The 14279-nt window shown below is 62.9% G+C and carries 18 protein-coding genes, 1 tRNA gene and 1 pseudogene; 12 read left to right on the top strand and 8 right to left on the bottom strand.

The genetic code is table 11. The features are described from left to right. Window positions 1–163 precede the first annotated feature (163 nt). Window positions 164–1372: an inorganic phosphate transporter gene (locus BN2694_RS15775; RefSeq protein WP_135667350.1), complete on the top strand. Its 1209-nt coding sequence runs from the start codon at window positions 164–166 to the stop codon at window positions 1370–1372. Here the strand turns inward: BN2694_RS15775 and BN2694_RS15770 are convergent, their stop codons facing one another. After that, entirely contained in the window at window positions 1373–1702 is a 330-nt protein-coding gene (locus BN2694_RS15770) for a hypothetical protein (protein WP_135667348.1), read from the bottom strand. A 116-nt stretch (window positions 1703–1818) separates the two neighbouring features. Here BN2694_RS15770 and BN2694_RS15765 point away from each other — a divergent pair, with 116 nt between their 5' ends. Together BN2694_RS15765 and BN2694_RS15760 are read left to right on the top strand one after the other, a co-directional pair. Then, window positions 1819–2394, top strand: a complete 576-nt coding sequence (locus tag BN2694_RS15765) for an FxsA family protein (RefSeq protein WP_135667346.1) — start codon at window positions 1819–1821, stop codon at window positions 2392–2394. Window positions 2395–2474: 80 nt separating this feature from the next. Next, a tRNA-Ile gene (locus BN2694_RS15760) sits at window positions 2475–2548 on the top strand. A 366-nt stretch (window positions 2549–2914) separates the two neighbouring features. Here the strand turns inward: BN2694_RS15760 and BN2694_RS15755 are convergent. Next, the gene (locus tag BN2694_RS15755) at window positions 2915–3802 is read right to left on the bottom strand and encodes a hypothetical protein (protein WP_135667344.1); all 888 of its coding nucleotides are present in this window, start codon (window positions 3800–3802) and stop codon (window positions 2915–2917) included. A 112-nt stretch (window positions 3803–3914) separates the two neighbouring features. Here BN2694_RS15755 and BN2694_RS18260 point away from each other — a divergent pair. The 6 genes and pseudogenes from BN2694_RS18260 to BN2694_RS15720 form a co-directional block, all read left to right on the top strand. Continuing rightward, window positions 3915–4055 (top strand): annotated as a pseudogene (locus BN2694_RS18260) (type II toxin-antitoxin system HicB family antitoxin); the annotation flags it as partial. A 434-nt stretch (window positions 4056–4489) separates the two neighbouring features. Further along, a complete protein-coding gene (locus BN2694_RS15740; RefSeq protein WP_135667342.1) occupies window positions 4490–4756 on the top strand; it encodes a hypothetical protein in 267 nt (88 codons plus the stop codon). Then, window positions 4753–4941, top strand: a complete 189-nt coding sequence (locus BN2694_RS15735) for a hypothetical protein (protein WP_135667340.1) — start codon at window positions 4753–4755, stop codon at window positions 4939–4941. The genes BN2694_RS15740 and BN2694_RS15735 overlap by 4 nt, the downstream gene beginning before the upstream one ends. A 160-nt stretch (window positions 4942–5101) precedes the next feature. Continuing rightward, window positions 5102–5488 (top strand): fluoride efflux transporter CrcB, encoded by a 387-nt coding sequence (crcB, locus tag BN2694_RS15730; protein ID WP_135667338.1) that lies wholly within the window; start codon window positions 5102–5104, stop codon window positions 5486–5488. Further along, window positions 5485–5835, top strand: coding sequence for a fluoride efflux transporter FluC (locus BN2694_RS15725; RefSeq protein WP_135667336.1), 351 nt, complete (start codon window positions 5485–5487; stop codon window positions 5833–5835). The genes crcB and BN2694_RS15725 overlap by 4 nt, the downstream gene beginning before the upstream one ends. 108 nt (window positions 5836–5943) lie before the next feature. After that, window positions 5944–7053 carry an aminotransferase class V-fold PLP-dependent enzyme gene (locus tag BN2694_RS15720; protein WP_135667334.1) on the top strand — a complete coding sequence of 370 codons (1110 nt, stop codon included), beginning with the start codon at window positions 5944–5946 and terminating at the stop codon, window positions 7051–7053. Between the two features lie 19 nt (window positions 7054–7072). Here BN2694_RS15720 and BN2694_RS15715 read toward each other — a convergent pair whose 3' ends face one another. Then, window positions 7073–7729 (bottom strand): hypothetical protein, encoded by a 657-nt coding sequence (locus BN2694_RS15715; RefSeq protein ID WP_135667332.1) that lies wholly within the window; start codon window positions 7727–7729, stop codon window positions 7073–7075. A gap of 277 nt (window positions 7730–8006) precedes the next feature. Between BN2694_RS15715 and BN2694_RS15710 the strand changes: the two genes are divergently transcribed. From BN2694_RS15710 to BN2694_RS15705, 3 genes are all read left to right on the top strand, one after another. Continuing rightward, the gene (locus BN2694_RS15710; RefSeq protein ID WP_135667330.1) at window positions 8007–8453 is read left to right on the top strand and encodes a zinc ribbon domain-containing protein; all 447 of its coding nucleotides are present in this window, start codon (window positions 8007–8009) and stop codon (window positions 8451–8453) included. Window positions 8454–8546: 93 nt separating this feature from the next. Beyond that, the gene (locus tag BN2694_RS17270) at window positions 8547–8714 is read left to right on the top strand and encodes a hypothetical protein (protein WP_167880066.1); all 168 of its coding nucleotides are present in this window, start codon (window positions 8547–8549) and stop codon (window positions 8712–8714) included. A gap of 49 nt (window positions 8715–8763) precedes the next feature. Beyond that, entirely contained in the window at window positions 8764–10065 is a 1302-nt protein-coding gene (locus BN2694_RS15705) for a DUF7125 family protein (protein ID WP_135667328.1), read from the top strand. A gap of 25 nt (window positions 10066–10090) precedes the next feature. Here BN2694_RS15705 and BN2694_RS15700 read toward each other — a convergent pair whose 3' ends face one another. From BN2694_RS15700 to BN2694_RS15680, 5 genes are read right to left on the bottom strand one after another with little or no spacing between them, the layout of a single operon-like run. Continuing rightward, a complete protein-coding gene (locus BN2694_RS15700) occupies window positions 10091–10867 on the bottom strand; it encodes a MinD/ParA family ATP-binding protein (protein ID WP_342210819.1) in 777 nt (258 codons plus the stop codon). Beyond that, window positions 10786–11148 (bottom strand): DUF7857 domain-containing protein, encoded by a 363-nt coding sequence (locus BN2694_RS15695; RefSeq protein ID WP_135667326.1) that lies wholly within the window; start codon window positions 11146–11148, stop codon window positions 10786–10788. The genes BN2694_RS15700 and BN2694_RS15695 overlap by 82 nt, the downstream gene beginning before the upstream one ends. 24 nt (window positions 11149–11172) lie before the next feature. After that, window positions 11173–12327 carry a hypothetical protein gene (locus BN2694_RS15690; protein ID WP_135667324.1) on the bottom strand — a complete coding sequence of 385 codons (1155 nt, stop codon included), beginning with the start codon at window positions 12325–12327 and terminating at the stop codon, window positions 11173–11175. Next, entirely contained in the window at window positions 12324–13565 is a 1242-nt protein-coding gene (locus tag BN2694_RS15685; protein WP_135667322.1) for a hypothetical protein, read from the bottom strand. The genes BN2694_RS15690 and BN2694_RS15685 overlap by 4 nt, the downstream gene beginning before the upstream one ends. A gap of 12 nt (window positions 13566–13577) precedes the next feature. Further along, window positions 13578–14222, bottom strand: coding sequence for a hypothetical protein (locus tag BN2694_RS15680; RefSeq protein ID WP_135667320.1), 645 nt, complete (start codon window positions 14220–14222; stop codon window positions 13578–13580). Window positions 14223–14279: the final 57 nt, after the last annotated feature.

Genomic DNA, 14279 nt, shown 5'->3' with positions numbered 1-14279 from the left:
TCACTCGGAGATCACTGATCTACGTCGGCAGGCAATCCGTCGTCTCACCCGCTGGCACGGCTGGGAGACGATACGGTCTGCTTTCGCGTACAGGTCCCCGACTCGACGGAGCGCGATCGGATGGTTTAGGACTCCGGAGACGGACCGGCCGAGCAAGTCATCGATGTCCTCGGTCATCGGGATCGTCGCCGTGGCGCTGGTCGCGTCGCTTTTCATGTCCTTTACCGTCGGGGCCAACAGCAACTCCGCGCCGATCGCCCCGGCCGTCGGTGCGAACGCGTTATCGACCCTTCGTGGGGCACTGCTCGTTGGCCTCGTCGCCGGGCTGGGTGCCGTCGCACAGGGCGGGAGTATCTCGGAGACGATCGGTCACGGCCTCGTGACGGGCGTGACGATCACCCCGCTGGCCGCTACGGCGACGCTCCTCACCGCGGCCACGCTGATCACCATCGGGAACTCGCGGGGCTATCCAATCCCTTCGGCGTTTACAGTGACTGGCGCGGCAATCGGTGCCGGCGTCGCGCTCGGCGGCGGGTTCGCAATCGGGACCTACGCCCGGATTCTGGGGTTCTGGTTTGCGATCCCGATCGTCGAAGCTGTCCTCGCGTACGGCCTGGCGTGGCTGTTGCTCGACGAGCGGGTCGCGGATACACTGAGCATTCCGCTTTTAGCCGGTGGCGTCGGCTACGCGCTCGCGAACGTCGGGCTTTCCTTCTTCCCGACGCCACAGGGCGGTCAAGGGTCTATCGCCGGTGTCATCGCCAGACAGATGCAGCTCTCTTCGGGGGCGTTCGGGGTTGACGGGGTCGTTATCGTCGCGATCGTCCTCGCCCTCGGCACCATCGCGGCGACCTATTGGCAGCTTCGAGCCGACGTGACGACCGGGATCAATCGCATGCTGATCGCCCTCGCGCTCGTCGTCGTGTTCACCAGCGGCGGCTCGCAGGTCGGACTCGCGACCGGCCCCTTAGAGCCAGTCTTCGAGTCGACGCTCGGTCTCCCGTCGATCGTCCTGCTCGGACTCGGCGGAACTGGGATTTTACTGGGTGGCTGGTTCCGTTCGCCCCGTCTCATCCAGGCCGTCGCGCGCGAGTACGCTTCTCTCGGACCCAAGCGGTCGATCGCCGCGTTCGTCCCCGCCTTTCTCATCGCACAGGCCGCGATCGTCCTCGGGTACCCGATTTCGTTCAATAAGGTGATGATATCGAGCATCCTCGGGGCCGGTCTCGTTGGTGGCTCCTCGAGTTCTGACGGAGTCTCGGCCACGAAAACGGGTTATACGGTCGCTGCGTGGATCGTCTCGATGGTCGGCGGGGCCGCGATCAGCTTCGCGCTCTATCGCGTGCTCGCTGCGCTCCCGGGTCTGGGTTAATTAGACGTTGTGAAGCGTAACCATGTCCTCGACTGCCGCGCTCTCTTTCATGGCCGGCCACGTCTCGAAGTCGGTTGTCCGGTCGACGAACGCGTCGCGTTCCCCGGCGGCGAGACGCTGGACCCCGCCGATTGTATTCGATTCACATGGGCAGGCCTCACAAAAGGCAGTCACCGATTCGAAGCGCGTGTGCCGACGAACGAACGCTTCCGAGACCACGCCGTCATCGGCGTCTGTGATCCACGTTTTCAGCGCGAGCGCGCGGTCGAGCCCCCGTCTCAGTTCGGCCCATAGCGCATCCTGGGTCCTGACCTCGAAGTCAAGAACCATACGTCACGTCCGTGGCTCGAGCCACCTAAGCCCGGCGGACGAGCCGGTCGACAGCACCCGAACCGGACGGGGGACACCTCGAAAAGTGTTTGGGGCCCCAGGCGGTACGGGCGGGTATGCTCCGGCTCATCGCGGTGTTGCTCCTCATCCCGCTGCTGGACATGCTGTTGCTCGTGGCAGTGGCGGGCATCATCGACATCCTTCCGACGGTCGCGCTGGTCGTACTGACCGGGCTTGTTGGGATGATGCTCGTCCGCGCTGAGGGGCGCCACACCCTGGCGAAGATCCAACGGAAAGCTGCCCAGGGCGAGCCACCGACCGACGAACTGCTCGACGGCGCACTCCTGCTGGTCGCCGGGGCGTTCCTGCTCACCCCTGGGATCGTGACGGACGTCATCGGTTTCGTCTTCGTCTTGCCGCCGACGCGCTATCCCGTTCGCGTCGCGCTGAAAAAGTGGGTCGTCACGCCCTACATCGAGCAAAAGACCGGCGGCTTCGCTACTGGCTCGGTCTACATCGGCGGCTTTCCGGGGGACGGAGACATGAATCTCGGCGGTGCTGGCGGGTCGAACGGTCCCGGGGGATCCGGTCCGGGTGGTCCCGGTGGGCCAGATCCGGGTAGTGGGGGAGAAGTCCGCGATATCGGGGAGGCGCGGGACGTCGACGACGTGGACGACGATCGACGGGCGTGACTGTCATGCGGGATCCGGATGTCGCCGCCGAAAAGAAACGCTTAATGGTACCCCTCCGGTACGCCCTGATGCGCTCACCTGGGCCAATAGCTCAATCAGGTTGAGCGCTCGGCTGATAACCGGGAGGCTGCCGGTTCAAATCCGGCTTGGCCCACTATACCACCTTTTTACTGCGGAGGGTTCGCTCGCTACGCTCGCGAACCGCTCCTTGCAAAAATCTGGACCAAAAACACCTGCTCGCGGGCCGTTGGTCCGCTCGCAGTGAAACGCGCTCGCTTCGCTCGCGCGTATGCTCGAAACGGGTACTGATTTCTGAATCCATTATTGTCCGTCTAGCATTCGCTTTCAGGACCGGAACCGCGTCAATGCCTCACGCCCGTAGCAGGTAGCCGCCCGAGGGCCGGGAACGTCCCGATCCCCAGATAGTGGCGACGCTCGCGTTTGGTTCTCTCTTAGGAGTGTGTCTAGGGCCACTTCTTCAAAATACACCGCAGGGAATATTTGAAGTAGTGGCAAGCATTCAGTAAATTGACTCTCCTCGAAGTTCAGAGAAATTCACCTGTTCTTTCCCTAAATCAGACGACGCTGTTACTGTGGCCTCCACCGCATCTTTAAACCATGCAGGAGCGTCAGGAGAGATCCGTATCTCGTTTATCAACTCACTGGTATTGATATCTATATTGAAACCTGTTGTATCCCTTTCTCTAAGAGCATAATAAAATCCCTCCTCGTGACCATTTGATATCATGAGTGGGATTTTTCGGTTGACCCCATCTAATTCTATATTGTATTTCAGATCTTCATACTCACGTTCACTCAACAGAGTCGGATCAATGATCAACAGACGAAATTCTGGTTCATGGCGAAAACTGTTACGTTTTAACAAGAATGGCTCCGCAGGAGTTGATGCCGAGTCCGGGATTTGCTTGCTGAATTCTTCGAGCTTTCTTTCTTGTTTTCGACCCGTACTATCGAAGTCCAAATATGTAACTTCACCCATCAAAATCCGCTTGCTAGTCTGTTCTAAAGCAGATATCAGATCACCAATCGTTGATTTAATCACAATAGACTTGTCTGTATTGCTGTATATCTCCCACATACCCGCCGATTCATGTCCATTAACGTGCCAGCAATTTAAGAAAACATCTTGGCGGATCTGCTTAGTTGTTTCAGCATGGATCTCTTCCATCGTTTCCGGAGAGTCGTAATCCTCTATATATGCTTGTTTCCGGGCTTTAGCTACAATCTCTGGTAGTGTTCCTTCGAAGGGGTCGTCAAAGAGATCGCCCCTATGAAAATGTAGCTTCCCTTGGCTTAATATCCACATTAATTTAGAATAGTCCACATATCTCCAGACTGTTCGCTTCTCCCTCGGCACCAACCCCTCAAATTTTCCAGAGTATCCCATGTGTTCTAGTTTCCATTGATAGAGATAGTGATTGTGGATAATTCAGACAGAAAAGATCTGGTTATGTTACAAGCCTCGGACGCATATCCGGGCCGTTAACGTAGCGGCATTTATGAGTACGGGTCGCGAGATCCGCCTGATCGAAGAAGACAGCGGCGCGTGGTCGGCGATTGACGAAGAGACCGGCGTCGCGAGCTGTGGGGTGACGCGTCAGGCTGCGCTGACAAATCTCGACGAGGCAGTCTCCCTGCACAAGGGCGAAATCGGTGACCCCGTCACCGACGAAGACCTCCATGAGTGGGGATCGATCCCGAAACGGTTCCAGACGAGCCACGTGAACCCGACGCTCCCTGGTTCGACGGATGAGTCAGCCCCGGTTCACAGGCGACGAAGTGGCATCGGTATTGATCGAGATGTGTTACTATCCCGTCGATCGAACGGGAAGCACCTCAAACTCCGCTACCAGCATCCCGAAACGGGTGCGATCAGGGAGGGGGTGACGCAGTTTTTGATCACCGAAATCGCTCCGATTGACCGCCTTGCTCGCTCACGGTTGCACCGCTCGCCCTATGGAAGTCGCGAGGCGTCCCCGCTTGCGCTCGGCGGAAGCTCCACGGGACCAGTTCCACTTTCACTCCGCTGCAGGATTCGATCCTTTAGACTCCCATCCGTCAGTCCCGGGTGGATATGCCCGATGACGAGGCCGTCGCGACCGTCAACATCGAAGATCGGACCGACAGGTGGCGCTTCAGGTGCCCGAACGGGCACACGACGTGGGAGCCGACGAACCACCACTTCTGGTGTCGAACCTGCGCGCGAATGGACAGCACCGACGGAGTGTTCGACCAGTTGCGAGACGTGCGCGACGATCGCCTGATCGCCCGCGAACGCGTGAACCTCCACGATCGCGTCGGTCCCTACGACAAGGATCTCGACCGGAGGGGGGAGGTGTGACACTGCAGACGCTGTCTGTCACGTGTCGGGTCTGTCGGACGGATCGAACGGTGACGATCGACGACGCCTCGCCCGGTCCCCACCCTGTCCGGCATCACTGCCGGGTCTGCAACAGGGATCGACTGCACGTCGTTGATTGCCAGCAGCGAGACGACGCGCTCACCGTCGGGGAGGGATCGGCGTGACCTGTCCGGACTGCGGGAGCGAGCGCGTCCACCCCTTCGAGGGCTGTCCGTTCTGTCCCGATTGTGGCTGGAGCGAGTGCGCTGGCCGTCGAGCGTGAGCGAACGCGGGCAGACGGTCACTTCGAAACGCACGAATACTCGACGCAAGTAGCAACGCTCGATGACGACCGGCGAGACACACGCGCTCGAACGTGTTGAACCCGTGATTCTCATCGCAATCGGTGGGTTCGCGGGCGCGATTTTGCGGTACGCGCTCGCCGCCAGATTGCCCGACGCCGTCCTCGGGACGTTGGCAGCCAACGCTCTGGGTAGTTTCGCGCTCGGGATCGTCCTTTACGAGGCGCGCCTCGCCGATGTGCTGTCGACGGAGACTCGATTGATCGTCGGAACTGGCTTTCTCTCCTCGTTTACCACCTACAGTACCTTCGCCGTCCAGACAGCCTCGCTCTCGCCGGCCTGGGCAGTCGGGAACGTCCTCGCGAACTACGCGCTCGGGGTCGCCGGCATCCTCGCCGGACGGGCCGTCACCAGGGGGATGATCGCGTGAATCCCGCCGTCCTGGTTGGTATCGGCGGAACGTTCGGGGCGCTGGCCCGCCACGCGGTCGGGCAGCGACTCGAACGCGAGCATGCCGATACTTTCGCGGTCAACGTCCTCGGGAGTCTCCTTCTCGGGGCCATCGTCGCCGCGCCGGTCGGCGATCCGATCGCGCTGGCCCTGGGGACCGGGTTCTGTGGCGCGTTCACGACCTTCTCGACGTTCGCCTTCGAGACTGTCCGGCTCTACGAGACGGGTCGGCGCCGTCGGGCGCTCACCAACGCGACGGGACACCTCGTCGGCGCGTTGCTTGCTGTCGGTCTCGGGACGGTGGTTGTTTCCTTCGTGATCGCTTGACTCTGCGGGCTGTCGCCAGCCTCCGGTCGCCTGTCTCCACGGGACGCTGACTCCCCCCGTGTCGTCCCCTTCGCCGGGTTCACGTACCTTCCGCTCTTTCGTTCGACCATGGACCCGACGGAACTCCGCGCAGCCATGCCTGTCACGGACGAGGTGGCCTATCTCAACACCGGCGCGAGCAGTCCCGCCCCGCGGCCGGTCGTCGAGGCGGTGACTGACTGGCTGGAGCATCACAACTTCGAAGCACCAGTTTCCGAGGGGATGTACCCCCACTCCTGGGACACCTATGAAGCCGTCCGCGAAACGGTCTCTGGCTTTCTCTCCGTCCCGCCGGAGACGATCGCACTCACGGGGAGCACGGTCGACGGGATCAACCTGATCGCTGCTTCGATCGATTGGGAACCGGGGGACGTGATCGTCCGGACGGATCTCGAACACTCGGCAGGTGTCTTGCCCTTCGAGCGTATGGCCGACCTGCACGGCGTCGAGGTACGCACGCTTGAGACGACCGACGGTCGAGTGGACCTCGACGAACTCCGCTCGGCGATTGCGGACGCCCGTCTGCTCGTGATGAGTTCCGTCACCTGGAGTCATGGCACCCGCCTGCCGGTCGAGGAGGCGGTCGAGATCGCCCACGACGCGGGCGCGCAGGTCCTCGTTGACGCCGTGCAGTCCCCGGGCCAGCGCCCCGTCGACCTCGACGCGTGGGATGCGGACTTCGTCGCCGGGTCGGGCCACAAGTGGTTACTTGGCCCCATGGGCGCGGGCTTTCTCTACGTCGATGCCGACGCCATCGACACGCTCACGCCGCGACAGATCGGCTACCGAAGCGTCGAGGATCCGTCAGCGTCGGCCTATCAGTATAAATCTGGCTCCCCGCGATTCGAACTCGGGACGACCTCGCCAACTCCCCACGTCGGCCTGGCCGCGGCGATCGACTTGTTGGAGGCGATCGGGATGGAGACTGTCCAGGGCAGGATCGAACGGTTGACCGACCGTCTGAAAGACGGATTGGAGGACCGACTCATCAGCCCGCAGGCCTACGAGTCGGGATTGGTCACCTTCGACGCCGACGATCCCGAGGCGACGGTCGAACGCCTCGCGGAGGCAGGCGTGGTCGTTCGATCGCTTCCGTATCCCGACGCCGTTCGCGCGTCCGTCCACGTGTTCAACACCGAGGACGACGTCGATCGGTTGCTCGACGCATTGGAAACGTGAGGGCCACGTCCGCCGTCACTCACTCGTCGCCGACCGGTCGCCGCCGGAGTTCGTCGATCTGCCCTCGCAGGCGATCGAGTTCTGACTCCAGCTCTTCCCGGCGGTCGATCAGGTTGCTCAGCTCTTCGGTGTTGACCGAGAAGTCGTCGTCCATTGCGGCTTCCAGGGCGTCGGTCGTCGACCGGACGAACTGCGTGGCGACGCCCAGCACTTCTTCAGGTGACTCACATCCTTCGTAGAGGTCGACGTTGCCCGAGGTGACGGTGTAGCGGATGAGTGGGAGGGCCTCCTCGGCGTGGTAGCTCGTCGTCGTCTCCAGGCCGGTGACGGGATTGCGGCGGTCGCGGGCCTGCTCGTTGCGGACGACGCTGAAGGGCTCTGCCAATGCGGGATAGGTGTCGGCTAGGTCGCGCAGCCGGTCGGCGGCAGTCACGTCAAGCTGTGACTCGACGTCGCCGAAGAACTGTGCCGACCCGGTCAGGCTCAACGCGACAGTAAAGAAGACACTCCGGTTCTCTTCGGCGAGTCCCCGGACACGCTCACGGACGCCCTCGTGATTTCCCTCCAGCGCCTGGCGCTCGAGATCGTCCAGCAGGGCGCGCACGCCCGTCTCCCGCTCGAGGTACTCCTCGACGAGCATCCCCGGCAACTCCCCGGCATCATCCGGCTGGTCCATGTCCCTCGTTTCGGTCCCCGGCACTAAACCCTTCCCGGCTACACCCTGTCTTCCTCGCCCCGGGACGTCGATCTGTGCCCTCTCGGACGACGGTCCGAACGAAGGCGACGGCACCGGGTGCCAGCGGGAACCGTGTCGTCGCCTTCTCCCGGCGCATTCGCGACCAGATATTTCCACACAGCCTCTGGCCCGGGCATACATAATCATTCATCATAAGGAATATTAGTGGTTACGGCCCGTCGAAAGGCAATTGATGGGATAGATCGAACGCGGACGTATGATCGAGTGTCCCTACTGTGGGGCCGATTCGGACGAGGGAGCACGCTTCTGTGATCGGTGTGGGGAGCGGCTGTCGGTGGACGACGAGTCTCGGGAGGGCTTTTTCCGCCGGACATCGGTCCAGTACCTTCAGGGGGTCCGTCACGGCGCGCGTCCGCTCGACCCGTCGAGTGCCTACCACGAGGCTCTCCGTGCCGACCTGGGTGCCGCCGTTGCCGACCTCTCGTATCTCGCCGAGATCGAGGCGCTCGACCTCTCGGAACTGATAGACCTCGACGACGAGGACCTCGGCGCCCTGGATCGTGATCTTTCTCCAGATACCGATCTCCCGGAGGCCGACCAGCGCGCACTCGGACTCGTCGTCCTGGTCGGCCTGCTCGAGGACTCTTTCGAGGGACCGACGCTCGACGAACTACGTGCGCTGGGGGTCGACCAGGCGGAGTAGTTTACCGGAAGTCGGGTACCTTCGGGATGTTCGCTGTCAGTCCGCTGTGCCACGGAGGGCCACGTTTTTGCCGCTCGCAACCGTTTCGGGCCTATGGGACTGTTCGAGAACCTCGGCCGGAAGGTCGAGTCCTTCAAGCAGGACGCCACCGAGAACGCCTCGGCGCCGACTCATCGCTGTGGCGACTGCGACGCCGAGTTCTACACAGCCTACGAAACCTGTCCCGACTGCGGGGGCGAGGACGTTCACGCGATCGAGTGACCGAGCGATCGGGTCCGGGTTCAAAAGGGAAGACGGGACAAACCCCGATATGATTGCGATTGCCGGGGCGAAAGGTGGGTGTGGGAAGACGACTGTGACGCTTGGCCTGGCGAAGGCCCTCGCCGACAGTGGCAGACCGACCATCGCGGTCGACGCAGACAGACAACTCCCGGACTTGCACACGACGGCCGATGTCGATCGCGAACCGACGATCGCCGCTCTGGACGGGCAGACAGACGTAGCTTCGGTGGCCAAGGGCGTACCGGGCGTCCCAGGCGTCGGCGTTATCACCGCACAGCGATCCGGCGAGACGGTCGATCAGGCGGCGGTGCTGGAACGGCTCGACTACGAGACCGCCGACGTGCTGGTCGACTGTCCGTCGGGTGTGGGCCCAGATGTCGTCGAGCCGCTTGCCGCGGCCGATCACGCGGTAGTCGTCACGACCGGTACCGAACGAAGCCTCGAGGCGGCCCGCACGACGATCGACGCCGCCGACCGACTCGATATCTCGATCGCCGGGGTCGTATTCAATCGGTGTGAGACGGTGCCGGACGAGCTGGCGGCCGAACTCGACGCCGAGACGTTGGGGGCGGTTCCGGACCGCGACTCGCCGCTCGTCGACGACGCGATCGAGGCCTTTCAGGAGGTGGCAAAGGACTTGAGAGGCGTCACTGGATCGGCCACGGCAGACACGGGTGTTCCCCAGCGTCCCGACCGTCTCCCGACCGGGGTCGTTGGTCTCGATCGACTCCTCGGTGGTGGGGTTCCCTGCGGTGGCGTCGTGGCTCTGGAGGCCCCGCCGGCCAGCCAGGCCGAGTTGCTCCTCTATAACTTGACGGCCACGCGCGGGACACTCTACCTCACCAGCGAACGGTCCGAGGCTACCGTCCGGAACGCTCTGGCGTCGTCCCCCGTCGAGGTCGGCAACCCCACGATCCGCGAACTCGATAGCGACGCGCCACTGGGAACAGCGACGGAACTGATCGAGAACCTGCCCGAGGGCGCGAACCTCGTCGTCGACGCTGTCGACCCGCTGGAGACAATCGGTCGTCGGGACTACGTGGACTTTCTCAACGTGCTTGCGGAACGAGTTGCGGACACGGCGGGACTCGCCGTGTTGCACTGTCTCGAGACACCATCAGCGACCGACGGACGGGGTGTCACCGAACAGTTCGCGGACGTCGTCGTCGAGTTTTGCCCTGAACGGGACGGCGTCGATCCGGGCCTCGAACTTCGCAAGTTCCGGTCCGAACGCAGTCCCGACCGGTACGAATCCCTCTCACTCAGCGAAGCTGTCCCGATCGAACGGCCGACCTCCGACTCACCGACCCGAACGCAAGAGGGTGACTGACTGCCCACGGAGTGACGGACTGTCTTCAGGCACCGTCGCGTCTTCGACGGGTCCGCCGCTCGCAGGCCTTGAGTCGCGCTGCGAGCCATTCGATCCGCTCGACAGCGTCTGACTCCGCCTCGCTCTCCCGGATGGGTAGCCACTCGGCCTGTGCCGTTCTGACGGCCGGGTCCGCCCGGATCACCGTCGCCGGCGCACCGAATTCCGTTTCGATCTCTGTGACGAGGCCGGAGAAGTCCCCTTCCGGGGCCCGATTGATCGCCAGACAGGCGATCGGCGTTCCGAGTTTGCGGGCCAGGTCTCGGGTCTTCATCGCGTCGCGGATGGCCGACTTGCCCGGCGTCGTGACGAGCACTGCGACGTCTGCCCCGTCGAGAACGACGCCGACGTCCCGGGCCAGGCCGGCCGGGCAGTCGACCACGACGCGGCCGTACTGCCGCTTGAGCGTCTCGAGCGCCGCCGAGAGATCTGAGAGATCACTGGCTCGTGCGCCGGCGAGCGTCCGCCCCGAGGGCAACAACGCGACCGACGACACCTCCTCGACGGCGTCGACGGCCGTCGCTCGACCGGCGAGTACGTCGTGGAGGTCCGGATTACGACCCTGTGGCAGGTCCGCCGTCGCGAGGTCTGCGTCGACGACGACGGCCTCGAGTTCCCGGCCCAAGTTCCAAGCCATCGTCGACTTCCCGACGCCGCCTTTCCCCCCAGTAACGGCGACGATCATGGATCGCTGGCGACGATCGCCGAGGGCGGCGATGAACGCTCCAACTCCTCGAGGATGGAGTCCTCCTCGTCCGTCCATTCGTCCGCCCGTTCTTCCGAGACGATCTCGACGGGCTCTTCACTCGGTTCGGCTGGTGTGGCAAAGCCCACACCGCGTGTCGACTCCGTGGGAACGACCCCGTTCCATCGCGACCCTGACCACTCGGTGACGGCGAGCGGTCCGGATCGAGGTGCCCAGACCGGCCCGTCAAGCGTACTCCCGATTTCGACACGCTGGGGGGTGCTCCGGTCGTTCGTCACGGTCGCACGGACGCGAGTCACTCCTCTCTGTCGGGTCCAATCCACATCGAGACGGATCATATCCTGATTACCTCTTTCTCGTGTTCAAACCGCTACAGTTCTGGCCTCGCTGATGTTCAGACGTTCCGCAAAGGCCGACGGAAGTCCGACGAGGAAGACGATGTCGTCGCTCTGGAGCGTGACGCGATCGTCCGGCAGTACCAGAACCTCGTCGTCGCGTTCGATCGCGAGTGCGCTCCCCGGGAGCCAGCCGACGAACTCCCCGAGGAGGTCGTCGTCATCGGCCACCGAAACGGCGATCGTGGTCTCCTCGACATCACGGAGCAACGAGGTGAGCCGGTAGTGATCTGACGGGGTTTCCGACGGCGTCACCAGCCGGTATCGTGTGGTAGGGTCGAATCTGGCTGCATCGTCACGGTCGACGACGACGGTTGCTCGCTCCTCACTACTGGCTCGGAGACGTCCTCGGGCCACGAGTCTCGTTGCGTCCGGGCCTGTTTCCCAGATCTCTACTGCATCGCCCGGCGACGCGTCTCCGGCTGGATCGGCCCGTATCCCGACAGCCACGGTATCCGGTGGCAGGGTCGGTCCCAGGCTGGAACGGCGCCTTCCAACGGAAAGCGACGCGACGGCACCGTCATCGAACGTTACGGACGCGTGATCGACGTCGTAGTCCGCAACGATTCGCGTTTCGAGGCGATCGATCAGTTCGTCTTCGGAGAGTCGACTCGGGAGTCTGAACTGTGCTCCCGCGAGTGCGCGTTTCGTCTTGTTGCTCGCGGGGCTGTATCCCTCGGTGTCCGAAACACTATCCGATACTGTGACTACGGTGAGTACTCGCGCCGATCGCAACAGTCTCGCCACGTCCCGCTCGGCCACCAGGCGCTCGATACCGTAGACCACACACGCGATCCGGTCACCGAGCGGTCTCCCAACGGCCCCGACGACGCCTCCGAGACTTAGTCCGGCGACCCCGTAGATCGCGCTTCCATGGTGTTCGTACGGTAGTGATCCGACCAACGATCCACGCAGCACTATCTCGACGAACATCCAGGCTGCGACTGTCGACACACCGAGGAAGGCGCCCGACCCCGGCGGGAGTGGTCGGGTGGTTCGACGACGATAGAGGACCGTCCACCCCGTGGCGACGACCGCTGCCGCGAGACCGAGTCCGACGAGCTGGACGGACGCATCTCTGAGTAACCCGACGGTCCCGAGTTGAAGCAGTGGTATCGTCATGTCTCGACCACCGTCCCGCCGCTCGCAGTGGCATCTACGAGCTCCGTGAGTCCAGTCTCGTCACCGACGAGGACCACCTGCCACCCGGAGGCGAGATCCTCGGGCGACGGGTCGATCGTCCACTCTCCACTCGATCGCTTCGACGGCGAACGGGCGGCAAAGATATCGACTCTCGTCTGTGCGTTCTCGATTCTGTCTATGACATCGTCGTCGAGGGACGTCACACGAACCGCTTTCCCCGCCCGATCGAACAGCGAAATTGCCCGGAAATCCGGTCGCATATCACGGGAACGAACGGCTACTGTCACCCGATCCGCTTCGAGTACGGCGTCGATGTCATCTGTCGGAACGGCGACGGTCACGCGAGAACGCCCGCCTGCTTGTTCTGTTCCGTCACCGGCCACTGTTCCTGCTTTCCGGGGGATTCCGGTCTCGCCGCTCGAAATGCGGCGACCATCTCCGTCAGCCTTCGCCCGGACATCGATCGGATCTGTACTGAGAACGAACCCGTCGATCGTTCCCTTCTCCGTTTCGACGACGATCTCATCTCCCGGTTCGACCCCGTCGGGGACTGTCGTCTGGACCGACACGGCTCGCTGCCCCGCCGGCACTGTCCGTGCGATTCCAGATGCCGGTGGCGCCCCGGCGACGGTCGCGGTCCCCCGCGGGTTCACGGTCACCTCGGCCGCTTCCAGGTCGTGTTTTAGGAGAAGCTGTCGTTCGATCCGCCTTTCCAGCTCCGAGAGCGGTAGATCGGCGGGTAGACGCCATCGCTCCGCCGCGATCTCGCTCTGGAGATCACCGGGTAGTTCGGGATAGCCGGGGACGGTCCGGATCGCTCCCTGCGGCCGGATCGTGACCTGTCCCGAGGCGTCGATGGCGTCGACGGCCACGTCGGCCAGTGAGCGGCCCCGTTCGATCGGTTCTGATCCGTCACGTCGCAGGGTCGACCCGACGCGTCTCCCCTGTTCGAAGCCGAATACCGTCAGCAATACGACGACGCTCCCTCCGGTCACCATCCGCGGCACGTGCTTGAGTTGTACTGCGACCCCACCGATCGATGTCGCCACGACTCCTGCGATCAGTAGCGATGCAACCGCGAGGGTTCCACGGATGAATCGATACTCGGCGAGCGACGGCACGATCCCACCGGCTATCCCGGCAGCCACTGCCGGCACGACGCCGACGATTCCCCCCAGGGAAACCCCCAGAATCACTTCGACGTACACTGAGTCCATATACGTGGCACCTCACTGGAACGAAACCGCACCGAATCCCGTCCGATCGCCACCCAAGAACCGGAAGTGCATCGCTATCCGCTCCTTCGAGACGGATCGATCCCGCGCTCCCATCCCGAGGAATTCTTTCCCTTTCCTCGCTTCGCTCGTTGGGCCACTCCATCCTGTCATGGACCGTCTGATAGTCAAATCGGGATTCGACTGTCGATCGACGTATCCTTCGTCCGGGTGATCGATCTCGAAGGTGACTGTTGCTATCTGTTCGCCAACCGACCAATCGATCCCGATGTCGTCTCCTGTATTGCCGAACTCGAAGCGGACCTTCCCCTCCTCGTCGGCCGTTCGCTCCGGCGTCGAATCGAGTCGGACCGATTCGCTCGTTGGAACCACCGTCGCCCCTTCGACAGGGTCGCCGTTCTGTTCGCTGACGACGGTGACGACTACTGTCCCATCGTCGTCGAGGACCGAGTCGTCGAACTCGGTCGTTACCTCTTCGTTCACGCCGAGAGGATTCGTCGTTGCCAGCGAGACGTATACTGCGGTCCATCCCATCGTCACGAGTAGTACTAGCGTGATCGCCTGTGGGAGCGACGGCGTCCACAGCCCCCGGTCGTCGGTCCCGGACGACGTGATCCGTTCGAGTGTTTTCCGCGACACACCGACGTTCGTCCCGTCATCCTACTTAAAGTCCGAGTGACCTGTCGGCCGACTGTA

The organism is Halorhabdus rudnickae, from assembly GCF_900880625.1.
GTDB classification, from domain to species: Archaea; Halobacteriota; Halobacteria; order Halobacteriales; family Haloarculaceae; genus Halorhabdus; species Halorhabdus rudnickae.
Note: the sequence above shows the minus strand (reverse complement) of the source record. Positions and strands in the feature narration are given on the sequence as shown.

What these genes read in the sequence shown, in the direction of transcription:
- BN2694_RS15775 (WP_135667350.1), top strand. Translation starts at nt 164, where the DNA reads ATGTCCTCGGTCATCGGGATCGTCGCCGTGGCGCTGGTCGCGTCGCTT.
- BN2694_RS15770 (WP_135667348.1), bottom strand. Translation starts at nt 1,702, where the DNA reads ATGGTTCTTGACTTCGAGGTCAGGACCCAGGATGCGCTATGGGCCGAA.
- BN2694_RS15765 (WP_135667346.1), top strand. Translation starts at nt 1,819, where the DNA reads ATGCTCCGGCTCATCGCGGTGTTGCTCCTCATCCCGCTGCTGGACATG.
- BN2694_RS15755 (WP_135667344.1), bottom strand. Translation starts at nt 3,802, where the DNA reads ATGGGATACTCTGGAAAATTTGAGGGGTTGGTGCCGAGGGAGAAGCGA.
- BN2694_RS15740 (WP_135667342.1), top strand. Translation starts at nt 4,490, where the DNA reads ATGCCCGATGACGAGGCCGTCGCGACCGTCAACATCGAAGATCGGACC.
- crcB (WP_135667338.1), top strand. Translation starts at nt 5,102, where the DNA reads ATGACGACCGGCGAGACACACGCGCTCGAACGTGTTGAACCCGTGATT.
- BN2694_RS15720 (WP_135667334.1), top strand. Translation starts at nt 5,944, where the DNA reads ATGGACCCGACGGAACTCCGCGCAGCCATGCCTGTCACGGACGAGGTG.
- BN2694_RS15715 (WP_135667332.1), bottom strand. Translation starts at nt 7,729, where the DNA reads ATGGACCAGCCGGATGATGCCGGGGAGTTGCCGGGGATGCTCGTCGAG.
- BN2694_RS15710 (WP_135667330.1), top strand. Translation starts at nt 8,007, where the DNA reads ATGATCGAGTGTCCCTACTGTGGGGCCGATTCGGACGAGGGAGCACGC.
- BN2694_RS17270 (WP_167880066.1), top strand. Translation starts at nt 8,547, where the DNA reads ATGGGACTGTTCGAGAACCTCGGCCGGAAGGTCGAGTCCTTCAAGCAG.
- BN2694_RS15705 (WP_135667328.1), top strand. Translation starts at nt 8,764, where the DNA reads ATGATTGCGATTGCCGGGGCGAAAGGTGGGTGTGGGAAGACGACTGTG.
- BN2694_RS15700 (WP_342210819.1), bottom strand. Translation starts at nt 10,867, where the DNA reads ATGGACGGACGAGGAGGACTCCATCCTCGAGGAGTTGGAGCGTTCATC.
- BN2694_RS15695 (WP_135667326.1), bottom strand. Translation starts at nt 11,148, where the DNA reads ATGATCCGTCTCGATGTGGATTGGACCCGACAGAGAGGAGTGACTCGC.
- BN2694_RS15690 (WP_135667324.1), bottom strand. Translation starts at nt 12,327, where the DNA reads ATGACGATACCACTGCTTCAACTCGGGACCGTCGGGTTACTCAGAGAT.
- BN2694_RS15685 (WP_135667322.1), bottom strand. Translation starts at nt 13,565, where the DNA reads ATGGACTCAGTGTACGTCGAAGTGATTCTGGGGGTTTCCCTGGGGGGA.